This is a genomic window from Spirosoma foliorum (genome assembly GCF_014117325.1).
In the GTDB taxonomy this organism is placed as follows: Bacteria; Bacteroidota; Bacteroidia; order Cytophagales; family Spirosomataceae; genus Spirosoma; species Spirosoma foliorum.
In genome coordinates this window covers 5,441,372-5,458,300 of sequence record NZ_CP059732.1, presented here as the reverse complement: position 1 = coordinate 5,458,300, position 16,929 = coordinate 5,441,372, and the positions used below count along the sequence as shown (strand labels likewise).

Here is a 16,929-nt window from a genome sequence, read left to right as displayed (position 1 = left end):
GGACGCAGACCTGATAGCACAAACGGACCAATTCGCTAGGATACTCTTAATGTTCCTTCAATGGAATCATCCAGGGTTTTACCCATAATTGCACCCGCAATGGTCTTGACAAAGGCCACTGCATTGCCATGTTTATTGTCCCAATAGTAGCCTTCCTGAACGTCTACTTTTAGTACTGTAATACGCGGGTCATCCTCGCCTTCTGTAAACCACGTTTTCAAAATGGGTTCCCACAGTTCCTTGATGAGTTGCTTGTCTTTAGAAATAGTAGCCACTCCGTATACACTTAGGAAATCGGAATAATCAGAGCCCTGGAAGAGGAGCTGAACTTTGTTGTCAGTCTCTATCTCTGCATTTTTATGACTGTCAGCTGCGCTTAAAAACCAGAAACTACCGCCTTCGTCTACCTTCTGTACCGACATGGGCCTGGTTTTCAAGGGTTCTCCAGTGGTGATCTTCGTGCAGAAATAGCAGGTACTACTTTTGCCGACTAAGTCTTTAATTTTCTTGCCAGCTTCGGTGCCTGTCAAATCTTCGTGATTGTCTTCCGGCTGTTGTTGATTAATGCTGTCCATAACGGTTGAGTTAATTGATCGATCATTGTTCAGCCTCTAACTGTTTGTGTAACGAACTCTCTTTTCCTAAATCAATAGATGCTCATTTAATTAGTATATGGTCGGGTTGTCAATAAAAAGGGTCTGTGTCCGTACCTAAAGTGTATACATATTTCTAGTGATGCCGTTAGGCATCGAATGTTTATAGAAAAACAAGTAATCCCCACCCTTTTTTCGGTCGCGTAGCGATCGGACTTGGGCTTCATTCGGTCGCTACGCGACCAACATAAGGAGCCATTGGCTATTTCTACAAACATTAGATCGCTACGCGATCTGAATAAGATGTGTATATACTCTATGTGTCCGCACAGACCCTGGTATTGTGTATGATCAATGAGAGCATGAAGATTAGTTCGAACAGAGATGCTCGTACGATCTTATTTCTTTTTCCCTGGTTTCGGAAATACCTGATGCGTGTTTGCCCATTGATGCCACTGGCTTTCTAACTGGCGTACTTTATCAGGAAACTGAGCAGCCACGTCATGAGTTTCGGACTTATCGGTAGCCAGATTAAACAAATGCCAGGTACTGTCGCGACTAGAGGAAACCAATTTCCAGTTGCCCGAACGGGCGTACCGAGCACCAAAATGCTCATTGAATAACGTTTCATGACCCGCAGCGGCTTTTCCCTGGAAAGAGGGCATCAGGCTGATTCCGGTTGTTGGCGTAATGGCATGCCCTTTAAACTCCTTGGGATAAGTAGCCCCCGACATGTCAACAAAGGTGCTCATGAAATCCATCACATGACCTACCTGAGCGCTATAGCTCCCTTTCTTCGCCGTAATTCCGTTGGGCCAGAACGCCACCAAAGGTGTATGAACACCGCCTTCGTACGATTCGGCTTTCCAGAATTGATAGGGTGTATTCGCAACGTTCGCCCAGCGCTGGCCAATAGAGGCATAGGAAGTTTGGGCACCGGGCAGTATCTGCTTTTTCAGATCATACACAATTGGTCGGCCATCCCGGGTTTCGTTAGGGCGGTCGAAGCCGGGGCCGTAAGCAGCACAGTTTTCGGGACTGGCACCGTTGTCCGACAAGAACAGAATCAGCGTGTTGTCGAGTTGGCCCGTTTCGCGAAGTGCTTTGATCATGCGACCAATTCCCTGGTCCATCCGGTCGATCATAGCGGCATGAACGGCCATTGCCCGAGCATCCCATTCCTTATCAGGGTTGTTTTCCCAGCTCAGATCATCCTGCCAGCGTTTGGAAAACTTAGTTCTGGTCGGGTCAATCAGACCCATTTTGCTCATTTTGTCATATCGGGCTTTCCGGATGGCATCCCAACCCGATTTGTACGTGTCCTTGTATTTCGCAATGTCTTCGGGCAACGCCATCAGGGGCCAATGGGGAGCCGTTTCGGCGACATAGATAAAGAACGGGGCCGATGATTTAGCGAAGGACTTAATGTAGCCAACCGTCGTATCGCTGATGGCGTCGGTATGATAGTAATTCTTGGGTACGTTTTTGATCGGCTTGGTGCCACTCACGAGGCTAAACGGATCGAAGAAATCGACTACCCCCCAGATATTGCCAAAGTATTTATCGAAACCCCGGTTGGTTGGGTATTGCTCGAGCGGAGCAAAATCGCCGTAGTCTTTTTTGTGGTTCAGCCAGTCGAGTTGTTCCTGCGGATTTTTCTGAACGCGGGTATTCGATACGTGCCACTTGCCTGTCATGGCTGTCTGATACCCCGCCGTTTTCAGGACTTCGGCCAGCGTAACGGTGTTTTCGGTCAGATGCCCGCGGTAGCCGGGTTCATCTTCGGCATCGGTCATTTTACCAATACCCGCCTGTTGGTTGTAGAGGCCAGTAAGCAAAGCCGCCCGCGTAGGGCAACACCGCGATGTGTTGTAAAACTGCGTATACCGGATGCCGTTGTTGGCCAAAAAATCAATGTTGGGTGTATGAATTTCACCGCCGTAACAGCCCAGATCCGAGAAGCCCATATCGTCGGCCATGATCACAATGATATTGGGCTTGCGTGTTGCCTTGGGCGACGAGGAGTCGACTTGTTTCTGTTCAAACCCGCCGAACATCAGGGTAGTTAGGACCGCGATTACCGGCAATGAACCAACGAACAACACCTTTTTCATAAATTCTACTGATTAGCTTATTGAAGCAAAGATTTGTAAACACAGAGCAGCCCGTCGTTACGGCACGGAGAACGCACTATTTTTTAAATCGATATAAATAAGGCGCTTTGTTGGCTGCCCCCGTATATTTTTTTTCAAGGCGTTCCAATACGTTCAAATCCAGGATTTTCTTCTGGAAGTTGGTGATGACAAACGGTCGGTTATAAACGGCTTCGTAGAGTTCCTGAACCTCCCGCATGGTGAACGTTTCGGGCAGAAGATTAAAGCCAATAAGTTTCTGGTCAAGATTTTGGCGAAGAGCGTCGAGGGCAACGGTTAAAATCTCGCCATGATCATGGATCATTTCTGGAATGCCTTTCACGCTTCGCCATTCGAGGTATTCATCGAACTCGCCTGCTTGTGGATTTACTTTGTTAATGTCGACAAGAGCATAATAGCCGATGCACACAAACCGGCTGGTTAACCAGTCGATGGCTGTGGAATCGAATCGGTGCTCATCAAACTTGCGCAGTTCGGATTTGATTGTGGCTTTGTAAGGGCTGTTGACAATCCGATTTTCATCGCCAAAGACGCGAAACTGCTCTAAATAGATATTTTTTAAACCCGTTCTTTCTTCGAGTATTCTACGGGCTGCTTTGTCGATCCCTTCTGTTTTTAAGACATAGCCGCCGGGCAATGACCAGCTACCAGCGCCAAATTTGAATTTAGAAATCAGCACTTTCAGCTCTTTATCCTGATAGCCAAAAATCACGCAGTCAATAGACAGGTGTGAAATGTAATCGTCATTGCCTAATTTCTTCATCATTCTCGCGCTTACCAGCCGCACAGGCATGGTTCTCCATTGCGCTTATCTTATAGTTTTTACGAATTAATTCCACAAAAGTAGGGCATATTCTCCTAATTAGGTTAGTTGCTTAAATAGTGCTATTTCTATATGAAATAGTAAAAATAAAATCTATTATATATTTTTTATAAAATAAGAATAAACTGTTTATTTTTGCCCAGATCAATTTTTAGCCTTTAATCAAAAACCGTGTTTTATGAAAAAAACGTATCAGGTACAGGGCCCTAAGCCCTGCCTCAAATGGCTTCTCATGCTTGCCTTTTGCTCGCTTATTTCGTCCTATTCTGTTGCGCAAGCCAAAAAAGATACGACGAGTTATATTCAGACTCTAGACATTAAAACGGGGAAGATCGATACCGTTTTAACGATCAAAAACCACTTCGAAGCGCCGAACTGGCACCCCAGTAATTATTTGGTGCTCAACAGCAAGGGTAAGATTTATACGCTGGATCTGGCGTCTAAGAAGTTAACCGAACTGAACACCGGCTTCGCTACGCAATGCAACAACGACCACGGGATTTCGCCCGACAAAAAGTGGCTGGTCGTGAGTCATAATGACCGGAATGATCCATCGATGAAGCCCTACAAATCAGCCCTTTTTATACTTCCTATTGCCGGGGGAGAACCTAAAAAAGTCACCTCCGAAGTGCCGTCGTTCTGGCATGGCTGGACTCCCGATAGTAAGACGCTCGCTTACTGTGCCGAGCGCAACGGCAACTTTGATATTTACACGATCGGGGTCGAGGGAGGAACCGAAAAACGGCTGACCACCACAGAAGGCTTAGACGATGGCCCCGATTATTCGCCCGATGGGAAATACATTTATTTCAACTCGTACCGAACCGGCCATATGCAAATCTGGCGCATGCTGGCCGATGGATCGAAGCCAGAGCAATTAACTTTCGATGAAAATTCGAACTGGTTTGCTCATCCTTCGCCCGATAATAAGCAGATTGTTTACATTGCCTATATGTCTGACGAAAAGCAAAACCATTTGTTTGGTAAAAATGTCAAACTCCGATTGATGGACCTTAAAACCAAAGCGATCAACGATGCTACGCCCGTTTTTTATGGTGGCCAGGGTACAATCAATGTACCTTCGTGGAGCCCTGATAGCCGAAAATTTGCCTTCGTCAGCTACAAGGTCAACTAACAGTCAGTTCGTAATCCTCCTTTTACATGCAAAAGCATAATTCAAGCTCAAGAAGACAATTTTTACAACAAATTGGAGCTACCAGTTTAGTGGCGGCATCCTCGCCTTTGTCGTCTCTGGCTGCTCAGGAAAAAGCCGAAGAACGTATTCTTCATTACGAGAAACCAGTCTCAGCTAACGACACCATCCGTTTAGGCGTGATTGGGTACGGCGTGCAGGGACATTTTGATTTGGCTACTGCGCTCAAAGTGCCTGGTGTAGAGCTAGCGGGCATTTGCGACTTGTATACCGGTCGACTGGAAAACGCGAAGGAAAAATTCGGGAATGAGTTATACACCACCCGAAATTATAAAGAGCTGCTGGCTCGTAAAGACATCGACGCCGTGATTATTGCAACCCATGATGTCTGGCACTCGCGCATTACGCTGGATGCTCTGGCAAAAGGCAAGCACGTGTATTGCGAAAAGCCGATGGTTTATAAAATCAGCCAAGGCTATCCAGTAATAGAAGCCGCCAAAAAGGCGGGTAAGGTATTGCAGGTAGGCAGTCAGCGAGTGAGTAGTATCGGTTATGCCAAGGCAAAAGAACTGCTGGCGGCTGGTGAAATTGGGAAGCTCAACATGGTGAATGCCGTGTATGACCGGCAAAGCTCTATTGGCTCCTGGGAGTACACGATTCCTAAAGACGCCAGTGCTCAAACAACCGATTGGGAACGCTTTATTGGCGTTACGGCCAAAATGCCCTTCGATGCGAAAAAGTTTTTCTGGTGGCGGGCTTTTAAAGAAGTCGGTACCGGCGTAGCAGGCGACTTGTTTATCCACTTGCTAAGTGGCACTCACTTCATCACCAACTCAAAAGGCCCTAAAACTATTTACAGCACCGGGCAATTCAGTTATTGGAAGGATGGACGTAATCTGCCGGACGTGATGTCGGGCGTGATGCAATACCCCGACAGCCCCGAACACGCTGCTTTCCAGTTGACCTTACAGGTGAACTTTATCAGTGGTACGGGCGGGCAGGAAGTTATCCGACTGGTTGGGTCGGAAGGTGTTATTGATGTGATTGGCAATAATATTACGGTCAAACATAGCCTAATGCCTGAGGCTCCCGGATTTGGTGGGTACGATTCCCTGTTCACCTTTTCGAAGGCTATGCAGGACGACATGCAGAAGGATTTCGACGCCAAATGGACACCCGAACAACGAAGAAGACCTACTAAAGAGGATATCGTCTTTAAAGCGCCTGCTGGCTACGATGACCACCTGGACCATTTTACTAATTTCTTCGATTCAATCAGAACGGGTAAACCTGTGGTTGAGAATGCGGAGTTTGGTTTTCGGGCTGCTGCGCCTGCGTTGGCTTGTAACCAAAGCTTCTTCAACAAAAATATCGTGCATTGGGACCCGGTTGGGATGAAGTTGTTGAAATAGAAGCTGTTTTTTGTCATCCTGCTTTTAGGCGGGATGACAAAAAACGAGTTACACAAGCCACCGATTTTGGATATAGGCATCGTTCCAGAAATACCATTCCAATCGGCTGGATATTCGGAACGCTTCCTGCATTTGTGCTCGCTCGGTTGGGCTGGCTAATTCGGCAAAACGGTCAGTCAGATCAAGCATCTGGCTAACCGACTGATCGAACGCGTCGCCCGCATACGTGTCAATCCAGGCACGGTAGGGATTTTCCTGAATAGCTCGCTCGTAAATGTGTTTGCCAACTTGCCGGTAAATCCAGAAGCAGGGCAAAACGGCAGCTGCCCCGATGGCAATCGATTGGAGCGAGGTGGTGGCTAACAGATAATTCGTATAGGCAAAGCAGGCAGGCATTTTCGTAGTCTCTGGTTGAATGGCATATAAGGAGAAATAGGTCTCGTGCAAAGCCCGTTCAACCAGAATTGCATTCTGCGCAAACTGCGTGAATTGAAGCATATCGTCGGGCGTGGTGGCCCGTGCCGCTAACTGATTCAGGGCGCGGCTAAAATCGGCCAGATACAAGGCATCCTGTTGGATGTAATACTGAAAGGTCGCCGTTGGGAGACTTCCCATCATGAGTTCATCTACGAAGCCATGCGTCAGAATCGAGGAATATATTGGGCTTATATCTTGCCAGAGTTGTTCGGTGAAGCGCATCGTTTTCTAAGACCAGTAGGTGTAAAAATGGTGAACCGGGCCATGACCATGTCCTAATTGATACTGTGCTCCCGCCTGAAGCGCTCCAGTCAGATAGGCTTTGGCAGCTGCTACAGCCTCAACCACCGATAGACCTTTGGCCAATCCGCAGGCAATGGCCGACGAAAGTGTACAACCCGTTCCGTGAGAGTTATTAGTTTGAATCCGATTCGTCGGAAACCAGTGAGATTCCGTTGCCGAAACGTATAGCAGGTCTGTGCTTTCAGTGGTTGTCAGATGGCCGCCTTTCACCAGTATAGCTCCTGAACATAACGTAGCCAGATCGGCTGCTGCCGGTAGCATATCGGACATTATCTCTACCGGACGACCCAGTAGAACGCTCGCTTCCGGTAGGTTAGGTGTAATGACTGAGGAAATAGGTAGTAGATACGTTTTGAGTGCATCGATGGCTTCGTCCTGCAAGAGTTTGTCTCCGCTTTTAGCCACCATCACCGGGTCCAGCACGATTGTAGATACCCCGAATTCGGTTAGCGTTTTGGCCACCTGCACAATAACCTCCGGCGAGTGCAGCATCCCGATTTTAACCGCATCGACACCAATGTCGCTCAGGACCGCCTTCATCTGTTCGGCAATGAAAGCAGGAGGGACCGGCATGATGCCTGTTACTGCTTTGGTATTTTGAGCCGTCAGAGCCGTTATAACCGACATGCCATAGCAACCAAGTGCTGAAAATGTTTTCAGATCCGCCTGAATACCAGCTCCTCCACCACTATCCGAACCAGCAATTGTTAAAACGCGTGTGTAGTTTTTCATTTCCGTAACCTGGACGTCTACGTCCGGGCGTAAAGTTGTTGTTTACCTTAACTGGTGTCAGGTTCTAAACCGACAGCACCTTTGACTGTGCATCCCCCATCAACCGAATAAGCTCACGGGTAGCTTCATAAGGCGAAGCCTGCCCGCAAATGGCCGAAACAACCGCCGAACCCGTTGCTCCGGTTCGAGTAATGTCCTGAATTGTACGGGTATTGATGCCGCCAATGGCGAAAGTCGGTAGTTGAGTTCGGCTGCAAATTTCCTGAAGCCCTGCTATGCCCAACAGGCTGGACGTATCCTGTTTGGTGCCCGTCGGGAAGATGGTTGCAATGCCGAGGTAGTCCACGTTGGCATTTTGGGCAGCTTCTAACTCTGCCAGATTATTGATAGATAACCCAATGATTTTATCAGGACCAATCAGCGAACGCACCAGCTCGTAAGGCATATCGTCCTGCCCGACATGAACACCGTCGGCATCAATGGCCAGGGCAATATCGACCCGGTCGTTGATAATAAGCTTGGCACCGTAGGCTTGGGTAATGCGTTTTAAGTCCATGCCGAGTTCCAGAAAGGCGCGGGTTGAGAGCGATTTCTCCCGCAACTGCACCCATCGGACACCTGCCCGGCAGGCTTCGTCAACCACGAAAGCCAGCGTATGCCCTGCTGCCTGAGCAATGGCGCTATCGGTCACTAAATACAATTGACTCATAACTACGATAACTTAAGCCTTTCCTCGATTTCTGATTCGGTCAACGTATACAACGCATCCAGAAAGTTGACCTGTAGGCTACCCGGAGCCTGGTTTTTCTCCGCAGCCAATTCACCCGCAATACCCATAACAGCCATTGCATGCGTAGCGGCCTGAACATAGTTAGTATTGATTGCCGCAAAGGCACCCGTCAGCGCAGTTGCCGTACACCCCATACCCGTTACTTTGGTCATGAGTGGGTGCCCATTGGCCACAGCGGCTAGCTGTTCACCCTGAACGATATAATCAATAGCTCCGCTGATGACCACCACGCAACCCAAAACGGAACTTAAACGTCTGGCTGCGTCGAGGGCGGCATCCGACCCATATAGGCTATCGACACCTTTAGTTTGTGCGTTCAGACCGGCCAAGGCCATAATTTCGGAAGCATTTCCCCGGATGATATCGGGTGGGGCCAGCGCAAGGAGTTCTTCGCTAACCCGGTTGCGGTACGTGGTTGCCCCAACGCCAACCGGATCAAAAACAATGGGTTTTCCCAATGATTTTGCCTGTCGCATAGCGAGCTTCATCCCTGCCACAAATGTGGAATCGAGGGTGCCAATGTTGACCACCAGCGCACTGGAAATGGAAACAAACTCTTCGACCTCTTCGGGCGCATGAACCATAGCGGGCGAGGCTCCTATAGCCAGCAGCGCATTGGCCGTGTTGTTCATGACCACGAAGTTGGTAATGTTGTGAATAAGCGGAGCCTGCGTACGGATACGCTCGACATCGGTCCAGATTGATTGAGGAGATTGGGTCATATTGCTGCTAATGAGTTCAGTAAACAGCAACTTTAGGAGAGCAGAACGCATCTCGTTAACTTTTTCCTACGGCAGTACGAACTGCATCAGGTAATGAGGGTATTCTCTCAGTCAGCCCAATCTGGTGCTGACACCCCTAAAGTTGTTGGGCAAAGGTAGGGGATTATTGACTAAAATAACTATTTACTCCGGCTAGCACATTGATACCTGCAATGGGATTGCTTTCACGAGTGATGTTTATGCTCATTGCTTTTTTATCGGCACTGTTGCTCCGATTAGTAGCAGTGCCAGCATAAGCGCCAAAAAATAGCTTTAACTCTTTGATCGGGTCGTAAGAGGAACTTCATCGGCGCTATTCAATACCATTTACCTGTGCGACGCCAGTTTCGATACATTTTTTATCTCTGCTGATCGTTGCCAGACTGCCACCGCCAACGCTAACCACGCAAATCCCCAGAGGCCAATCATAGCGGGAGGTCGTGCTCCGGTTAAAAATCGGAGCGGAAACATAAATACAAAGGGGAAAAGCCCTACCAGGAGCGGAGTATACCGTTTCCAGTCTGTCCAAATTTTCGATTTAAGGCTGGCAATACCTACTATGATCATCCCTAATCCATTCAGAACGGCTCCTAACGGGGCAAAAGGCAAAACCACCCATATGCTTAGTAAATAACTGATAGCGCCAGCTATCGGTACAACTAGCAAGCCCCTCTTTTTTCCAAAACCGATTGGTTCGCCTGCTTGCCAAAGTGAGATGCCCCCAATAAGTAACCCTAAGCTTCCTATTAACTGAGGCCAGTTGGTGAGCCAAATGCCTGACACGTCATCGACCAGATAAAAGAAAGGGGGAAAAAGCGGCCTTTAGGCATCTTGTCGATGGCATTTAAAAACCAAAATGGGAATCCGAAGGATAGTAAGCCTATGCTGGCAATGAAATAGCCTATTGCTGCCCTATGCAGATAACGACTTGTGTTTTCCATAGTTGTGTAATTTACCGCAAAACTGAGTCAACAGAAGATCAGGAGCATAGTAAAAAAACGACAACTTCAGGATCGGCCTGACCGGCTGATAAAGGCGTTCCTCAACTCCCGATGGGCTAACTCTTCGGTAAATAGCTGGTTAGGGCTAGTACCTGCAAACTGCTGAAAATCTTTGACTAAGTGATTCGGATCATAATACTGACAGGCATAAGCAATGTCGAGCCAGGAGCGATTGGGGTCGATTTCGCGGAGTTTATAAGCCTGTCTGAATCGGGCAATTCGAGTGAATAGCTTAGGGCTAACACCCACCCGTTCACGAAACTTGCGTTCAAACTGGCGTATACTCAGGCAGGCATCGTTGGCTAACTGATCGAGTTGGTGGTAGGCTTTCGGATCAAGCATACGTTGAGCAACAATATCGATTGGTAGTACAGCCGCCTGACAATGAGCAGCTTTTCGTAATAGGAAATCTTCAACAAGTCGAATCATGGCTTCGTAACCAGCTGCTTCCGGAAGACGCTCATATACTTCGTTTACGAGATTGCCCGTAATCGCTTCCAGATCGGCATGGTCATCGACTAGCAAATTCATAGGTACTCCTAACAATCGGAACAACGCCCCCGGCTGAAAACTTACTTTTAGCATCAGGTAATTGGGGTTAAGCGTGATGTTCATGCGCGTAAGAGGTTGCCCTACTACAATACCAGCGGTAGCACTTTCGGGAGCCTGATTACCTACTTTAACGCTGTGGGGCAAGTTGTAAGGATAAAAGTACAGGCATTGTTCTGTGCTGGGCGGATAGGGTTTTTGAGGTAATTGCTCTCTTGGAATTTTGGGGTCGAGTTGGACATGAATAATCCAGTAATGGCGCACGAATGTCTGCAAGGCCGGATGGGGAGTATATTCACGGAAGAAGACCATGATCGGGTAGGGGCTTGATAACATTCTCAAGATAGCCAATGTAAAGCTGGTTACAAGATAAGTTGAAAAAGACTTACCGCCCTTTTACGGCGGTCTATAGGCTTGACTGTTGACTCCATCACGCTACTTTTTCGCCGACCAAATAGGGTAAATTGGCTCGTAAGCGTCTTTAGTTTTCTGGCACAACGCCGATTTACTTCATGAAAACTTCATTCGTAGTCCATTTAACCGGGATTGCCCTGCTGACGACAGTGTTATCGCACGCCCAGCAGAAACCACTCTATGTAACGAGTCGGGCACCGCTGGCGCCCCAGAAATACATCGAATTACCCCTGGGCGCTATCAAGCCCGAAGGTTGGTTGCAACAGCAGTTGGTTATCATGAAAAACGGTGCGACAGGCCATTTAGACGAGTATCATGCTAAAGTTCAACACGATAACGGCTGGCTTGGGGGCAAAGGCGATGCCTGGGAAGAAACGCCTTACTGGCTCGATGGTGCTTTGCCCTTGGCGTATCAGTTGGATGATAAAACACTGAAAGACAAAGTGCTGAAATACGTAAACTGGAATCTGGATCATCAGCGTCCCAATGGGTTTTTCGGCCCGTTGACCAAGAAAGAACTGGAAGGTAAACCGATGGAATCCTGTGCCGATGGGGCCGATTGGTGGCCTCGTATGGTGATGCTCAAAGTGCTGCAACAGTATTATACAGCAACCAACGACCCGCGCGTGATTCCGTTCATGACGAAGTATTTCAAGTACCAATATGCGAATCTGAAAACCTGCCCGCTGGCGAAATGGACCGAGTGGTCAGAATCGCGTGGTGGCGACAATATCATGAGCGTGTACTGGCTCTACGATCATACGGGCGATAAATTCCTGCTCGATTTGGCTGACCTGCTCTACAAACAAACCACCAACTGGACTGACCTACTGGGCGGACGCAACTGGGCTATTGATGCGGCTGTGAACCAAACCGGGGCGAAATGGATGAATCGCCATGCTGTTAATGTAGGGATGGGTTTGAAACTCCCCGCCGAATATTACCGAGCGAAAAAAGACGTCAAATACTTGAATGCAGTGAAAACGGGCTTCGGTGATCTGATGACGCTTCACGGCTTGCCACACGGCATGTTTTCGGGTGATGAAGACCTGCATGGCAACGAACCGACGCAGGGCGTTGAACTGTGCGCCATTGTCGAAACGATGTTCTCGCTGGAAGAAATCATTGGCATTACCGGTGACCCTTCGTACATGGATGCGTTGGAACGGATGACCTTCAATGCGTTGCCTACGCAAACCACCGATGATTATCGGTCGCGGCAGTATTTCCAGATTGCCAACCAGGTGCAGGTCTCGCGGGGTGTGTTCGATTTCTCGTTGCCGTTCGGGCGGGGTATGAACAACGTGTTTGGACCGTATGCGGGCTACACCTGCTGCACGGCCAACATGCATCAGGGCTGGACCAAATTTGCATCGCACCTCTGGTATGCTACCGGATCGGGTGGCGTAGCCGCGCTGGAATATGCACCGAATATGCTCAAAGCCAAAGTTGCCAATGGAACAGAGGTGACGATTCTAGAAGCGACTGATTATCCGTTCGATGATCAGATTGCGTTTACGATCAACCTGCCAAAACCGACGACCTTCCCCTTTGCCTTACGCATTCCGGGCTGGTGCATCGAAGCGACGTTTTTTGTAAACGGGCAAAAGCTTCGTTCCGATAAGGGAGGTCAGGTAATCAGTTTATCGAGAGCCTGGAAAAATGGCGACAAGGTAACCTTGAAATTACCCATGCCTGTTCGAACCAGCAACTGGGCGAAAAATTCGCGTACCATCGAACGTGGCCCGCTGGTCTATGCCTTAAAAGTAGAATCGACGGTTGACGAAAAGACCGAAAAAACGGAAGGCACCTATTTCGAATACCAGCCAAAGACGGCCTGGAACTATGGGTTGCCTAAAGCAATCATCGAAAATCCAGAAAAAAACACGACGGTCACGATCAGGGCGATGCCTGCTAATTTTGTCTGGAACGAAGCGAGTGCCCCCATTGAAATTAAAACAACAGGCCGTCAGATTCCGAACTGGAAATTGGTGGAAGGTGTAGCCCGTCAGCCGGTTACCACCCGTGAGGGCATTTATCAGGGCGAGGTTGCCGACAAAGTAGAAACCTTAACGTTCATTCCTTACGGCTTTACCAAGTTGCGCGTTGTGGCGTTTCCCGTGGTAAAATGATCTATTTTTGACGTGATAGAACGCTGATTTTTATGATAGATATGATTTGACTAAGATTTCGATAAAATCATTGTTAATCATATTTATCGTAAAAATCGGCGTTCTATTCCCTATTCAATTAATTCATTCCTAACATGATACGTACAACTTTAGTAAGCTTAGCCTTGTGGGCCAGCGTTTCGGCCGTACAGGCGCAACCGTTTGGTAAACTGCTTCCCAAAACACCCGGTATCGTTTCCTACACGATGCGCGATAGTTTCAGTAAAGACGTTCCCGGCACGCTCGATAAGATCAAAGCCTGGGGGATCACCGACATTGAGTTTTCGGGCCTGTTCGGGAAAACGGCTCCCGAATTACGCGCCCTGCTCGATCAGCGTGGACTGAAGTGCAGCAGCTACGGCGTGAGCTACGATGCTATTGATCTGAAGCCCGATTCGATTCTGCAAAATGCACAAGCTCTGGGCGTTAAATACATTCGTATCGGTTCGATCCCGCACAAGACAGCGGCCACGCTGGAGATGATGCAGAAGGCGGCCGAGGTGTTCAATCGCTTTGGAAAACTGGCGCACGCGAAAGGCATGATGTTCTGTTACCACAACCACGGCTTCGAGTTTCAGCCCTATGAAAATGGCACCCTGTTCGATTATCTGGTGAAGGAAACCAACCCGGAGTACGTTGGCTACGAAATGGACGTAACCTGGACATATCTACCCGGACAAGACCCTGCCGCACTGTTGACGAAATACCCTAAACGCTTCCGGCTTATTCACCTGAAAGATGTGGAAAAAGGCGTTCCTCATAGCGATAAAGGAGGCATGGCCAATTCACAATCGGTGGTTTTAGGAACCGGGCAAATCGACTGGCCAGCCGTTTTGAAAGCCGCCCGTAAAACGTCCATCGATCATTTTTACATCGAAGACGAAAGCATGGCTGTTGAGCAACAAGTGCCCAAGAGTCTGGCGTATTTAAAGAGTTTGTAGGGTTACTTGGTTAATCGACATATGCCATATCTTTTGAGATATGGCATATGTCTTTGATTCTGCATCCAAAGAATCAACAGAAGCCTAATTAATTGCTTCCTAACACAGATTTAATCCAGAGCCTAAATGATTTTAGGCTCTTTTTTCGTTACCTACGAACATACTCCTTCTGTTGTTGTGATATACTGTACGCTATGAAAACTACTACTGCCGCTGGACTATTGGCCATACTGGCTATTGGTGGCCTTGTTCTTGCCTGTGACTCAAATGACACAAATCCATTGACGACTTCGTCTGGAAAACTGCGAATTGCCTTCGATAATGTCGTCAGCACATCGGACCTGAAACTAGGTACAGGTTCCTACCAGAACTCTTCCGGCGAAACCTTTACCGTTACCAAATTCAACTATTTCATTAGTAACATTCGCCTTCGGAAACAGGATGGCAGCGATTATGTCGTTCCTCAGGACAGCAGTTATTTTCTGATTCAGGAGGATAAACCCGCTTCTCAGACGATTACCTTGAACAACCTACCGGCTGGCAACTATACGGGCCTTACGTTTACGGTTGGGGTTGATAGCCTGCGCAGTCTAGCCGACATCACCAAACGAACGGGCGTACTCGATCCAGCGCTGAACGACGGCATGTATTGGGAGTGGAACTCGGGGTATATTTTCCTGAAGCTGGAAGGAACGTCTCCAGTGGCACCTGCTCTTCAAAATAATGCTTTCTTTTACCACGTTGGTGGTTTTGGGGGAGGTTATGATGGAAAGAAAACCATTAATAACTTACGGACGATAACGATTCCATTTTCGAGTAGCGTCGCTGCTGTACAGGCAGGCGCTGTGCCGTCGATACAACTCAAAACCGATGTGATGAAGATATTCGATGGACCAACCAAGCTTAGCATAGCTCAATATTCGTCCGTGATGTTTGACCCATATTCGACCAATATTTCTAACAATTACGCACAGATGTTCAGTCTGGTGGGCGTTCAGGCCAATCAATGATTTTTCTGAAAACCATATCGACAAAGCGTATCGGACTGTTTTTCAGTGCGCTTCTGTTTGCATTGGTACTTGCCTGCCAAAGCCAGAAAACGTCAGACCCCAATCCCGTCCCCCCCGATCCCGGCGGTGGTATTGATTACCAGACAACGCCCGTTACACTCCGAGAGCCAGCTAACTTCCCAACTAAACTTTACGACCTGACAACGAACCCGTTGACGGTGGAAGGGGTGTCTTTAGGGAAAACATTATTTTACGACCCCATGCTTTCGCGCGATACGAGTCTGAGCTGTGGATTCTGTCACCAGCAGTTTGCCGGGTTTGGCCACTCCGACCATCCATTGAGTCATGGAATTGATAATAAATTCGGGACGCGCAATGTGCCGGGTTTGCAGAACCTGGCCTGGGATCGTGAGTTTTTCTGGGATGGAGGTGTTACTAGCTTGGATGAGTTGCCCATTTCGCCAATTCAGAACGCGGTTGAAATGGATTTGAAATTTTCGGAAGCACTCAATCGGGTTCAGAAAAATCCTAAGTATCCGCCCCTGTTCAAAGCTGCTTTTGGCTCCGATACCGTCACGACGGCCCGTTTCCTGAAAGCCATTTCGCAGTTTTTATTAACGCTTGTATCCGCCGATTCGCGTTACGATAAATACGTCAGAAAGGAGAGCGGGGGAACGCTCACAACGGATGAACTGGCGGGCCTCGCGTTGTTCCAACAGAAGTGTGCCACCTGCCATGCTACCGATTTATTTACGGATAAGAGTTATCGGAACAACGGCCTTCCGGTTAGTGGTATCAACGATCAGGGCCGTTACACCATAACCCTAAACGAAGCCGACCGGCTAAAATTCCGAGTGCCAAGTTTGCGGAATGTGGAGAAAACGTTTCCGTACATGCACGACGGGCGATTTAGTTCTTTAGATCAGGTAGTTGAGCATTACCGAACGGGTGTTACGGATAGCCCTACGCTCGATCCAGCCCTGAAAACCAATGGGAAGCTCGGTATCGCCCTGACCGATACGGAAAAGACGCAGATCATCGCCTTTTTGCTCACCCTGACGGACAATACGTTTATGACGAACCGGGCGTTTAGCGCGAACTGAAACCGGGATTTAGCTGATTTGATTGACCGACTATGATTTTGTTAGCATCAGAAACGGTTTTCAGAATCATACTAATCAATAGAATCATAAAAATCCCGGTTCAGACTAATGTGCGTGACTCACCCGGTGTTGCCGGATGTTCAGCATATGCGTGATAACCAAACCCGCCGAAGATGCATAGGCGAGGTATTCAAAAGCAGGTGCCGTTTCTTCCAGCAATAGTGCGATGCTGAACAGACTCAGAAAGCCCCAAAGGGCTACTTTAATGGCTCGAGGGGCGTAATGTCGGGTAGCGAAATAAACGGCTACGATATTGACTCCTATAAATACGTAATCCAGGCTTAGGAAACCAACACGAAGAGTCGTGTCTTGAAGGAAAGAAGTCGTTAGCAACAATACAGGTGTAACAAGACAGTGAATAATGCACAACACTGAGCCAGTGATACCAATATAATCCGCTTTACGGGAGAGACTATCTGTTTTCATGAGCAAGCACAAAAATACAATGCCTTCGGCAATGATTCTTTAGGTTAACCCACTTTT

General features: G+C 48.1%; 17 protein-coding genes and 1 riboswitch. Of the genes, 6 read left to right on the top strand and 11 right to left on the bottom strand.

The features are described 5' to 3' along the window. Nucleotides 1–35: 35 nt before the first annotated feature. From H3H32_RS23130 to H3H32_RS23120, 3 genes are all read right to left on the bottom strand, one after another. A complete protein-coding gene (locus H3H32_RS23130) occupies nt 36–575 on the bottom strand; it encodes a pyridoxamine 5'-phosphate oxidase family protein (RefSeq protein WP_182457973.1) in 540 nt (179 codons plus the stop codon). Between the two features lie 416 nt (nt 576–991). Then, nucleotides 992–2,707, bottom strand: a complete 1,716-nt coding sequence (locus H3H32_RS23125) for an arylsulfatase (RefSeq protein ID WP_182457972.1) — start codon at nt 2,705–2,707, stop codon at nt 992–994. Between the two features lie 76 nt (nt 2,708–2,783). Then, nucleotides 2,784–3,509, bottom strand: coding sequence for an NUDIX hydrolase (locus tag H3H32_RS23120; RefSeq protein WP_182464453.1), 726 nt, complete (start codon nt 3,507–3,509; stop codon nt 2,784–2,786). Nucleotides 3,510–3,747: 238 nt separating this feature from the next. Between H3H32_RS23120 and H3H32_RS23115 the strand changes: the two genes are divergently transcribed. Continuing rightward, the gene (locus H3H32_RS23115; protein WP_182457971.1) at nt 3,748–4,704 is read left to right on the top strand and encodes a TolB family protein; all 957 of its coding nucleotides are present in this window, start codon (nt 3,748–3,750) and stop codon (nt 4,702–4,704) included. A gap of 26 nt (nt 4,705–4,730) precedes the next feature. Continuing rightward, nucleotides 4,731–6,134, top strand: a complete 1,404-nt coding sequence (locus tag H3H32_RS23110) for a Gfo/Idh/MocA family protein (RefSeq protein WP_182457970.1) — start codon at nt 4,731–4,733, stop codon at nt 6,132–6,134. A 48-nt stretch (nt 6,135–6,182) separates the two neighbouring features. Here H3H32_RS23110 and tenA read toward each other — a convergent pair whose 3' ends face one another. The 7 genes from tenA to H3H32_RS23080 all read right to left on the bottom strand — a co-directional run bounded on the left by tenA (nt 6,183) and on the right by H3H32_RS23080 (nt 11,059). Then, nucleotides 6,183–6,833 carry a thiaminase II gene (gene tenA / locus H3H32_RS23105; RefSeq protein ID WP_182457969.1) on the bottom strand — a complete coding sequence of 217 codons (651 nt, stop codon included), beginning with the start codon at nt 6,831–6,833 and terminating at the stop codon, nt 6,183–6,185. A gap of 6 nt (nt 6,834–6,839) precedes the next feature. Continuing rightward, nucleotides 6,840–7,646, bottom strand: a complete 807-nt coding sequence (thiD, locus tag H3H32_RS23100; protein WP_182457968.1) for a bifunctional hydroxymethylpyrimidine kinase/phosphomethylpyrimidine kinase — start codon at nt 7,644–7,646, stop codon at nt 6,840–6,842. Between the two features lie 64 nt (nt 7,647–7,710). Continuing rightward, a complete protein-coding gene (gene thiE / locus H3H32_RS23095; protein ID WP_182457967.1) occupies nt 7,711–8,355 on the bottom strand; it encodes a thiamine phosphate synthase in 645 nt (214 codons plus the stop codon). Nucleotides 8,356–8,357: 2 nt separating this feature from the next. Further along, entirely contained in the window at nt 8,358–9,158 is an 801-nt protein-coding gene (gene thiM, locus H3H32_RS23090; RefSeq protein ID WP_182464452.1) for a hydroxyethylthiazole kinase, read from the bottom strand. A gap of 46 nt (nt 9,159–9,204) precedes the next feature. Continuing rightward, nucleotides 9,205–9,306: riboswitch (TPP riboswitch) on the bottom strand. 218 nt (nt 9,307–9,524) lie between these two features. Further along, a complete protein-coding gene (locus H3H32_RS23085) occupies nt 9,525–9,980 on the bottom strand; it encodes a hypothetical protein (protein WP_240543466.1) in 456 nt (151 codons plus the stop codon). After that, nucleotides 9,944–10,138 (bottom strand): hypothetical protein, encoded by a 195-nt coding sequence (locus H3H32_RS37600; RefSeq protein WP_240543465.1) that lies wholly within the window; start codon nt 10,136–10,138, stop codon nt 9,944–9,946. The genes H3H32_RS23085 and H3H32_RS37600 overlap by 37 nt, the downstream gene beginning before the upstream one ends. A 66-nt stretch (nt 10,139–10,204) precedes the next feature. Beyond that, on the bottom strand, nt 10,205–11,059 hold the full coding sequence (locus tag H3H32_RS23080; RefSeq protein ID WP_182457966.1) for an AraC family transcriptional regulator: 855 nt from the start codon (nt 11,057–11,059) through the stop codon (nt 10,205–10,207). A gap of 200 nt (nt 11,060–11,259) precedes the next feature. On the opposite strand from H3H32_RS23080, the gene H3H32_RS23075 reads away from it, so the two are divergent. The 4 genes from H3H32_RS23075 (at nt 11,260) to H3H32_RS23060 (ending at nt 16,386) form a co-directional block, all read left to right on the top strand. Then, nucleotides 11,260–13,293 (top strand): beta-L-arabinofuranosidase domain-containing protein, encoded by a 2,034-nt coding sequence (locus tag H3H32_RS23075; RefSeq protein WP_182457965.1) that lies wholly within the window; start codon nt 11,260–11,262, stop codon nt 13,291–13,293. Nucleotides 13,294–13,427: 134 nt separating this feature from the next. Next, on the top strand, nt 13,428–14,273 hold the full coding sequence (locus H3H32_RS23070; RefSeq protein ID WP_182457964.1) for a sugar phosphate isomerase/epimerase family protein: 846 nt from the start codon (nt 13,428–13,430) through the stop codon (nt 14,271–14,273). A 194-nt stretch (nt 14,274–14,467) separates the two neighbouring features. After that, the gene (locus H3H32_RS23065) at nt 14,468–15,283 is read left to right on the top strand and encodes an MbnP family protein (protein ID WP_182457963.1); all 816 of its coding nucleotides are present in this window, start codon (nt 14,468–14,470) and stop codon (nt 15,281–15,283) included. Further along, complete coding sequence (locus tag H3H32_RS23060) at nt 15,280–16,386, top strand: cytochrome-c peroxidase (protein ID WP_182457962.1); 1,107 nt, start codon at nt 15,280–15,282, stop codon at nt 16,384–16,386. The genes H3H32_RS23065 and H3H32_RS23060 overlap by 4 nt, the downstream gene beginning before the upstream one ends. Before the next feature lie 105 nt (nt 16,387–16,491). On the opposite strand, the gene H3H32_RS23055 is transcribed toward H3H32_RS23060, so the two are convergent. Continuing rightward, complete coding sequence (locus H3H32_RS23055; protein WP_182457961.1) at nt 16,492–16,872, bottom strand: MerC domain-containing protein; 381 nt, start codon at nt 16,870–16,872, stop codon at nt 16,492–16,494. Nucleotides 16,873–16,929 lie beyond the last annotated feature (57 nt).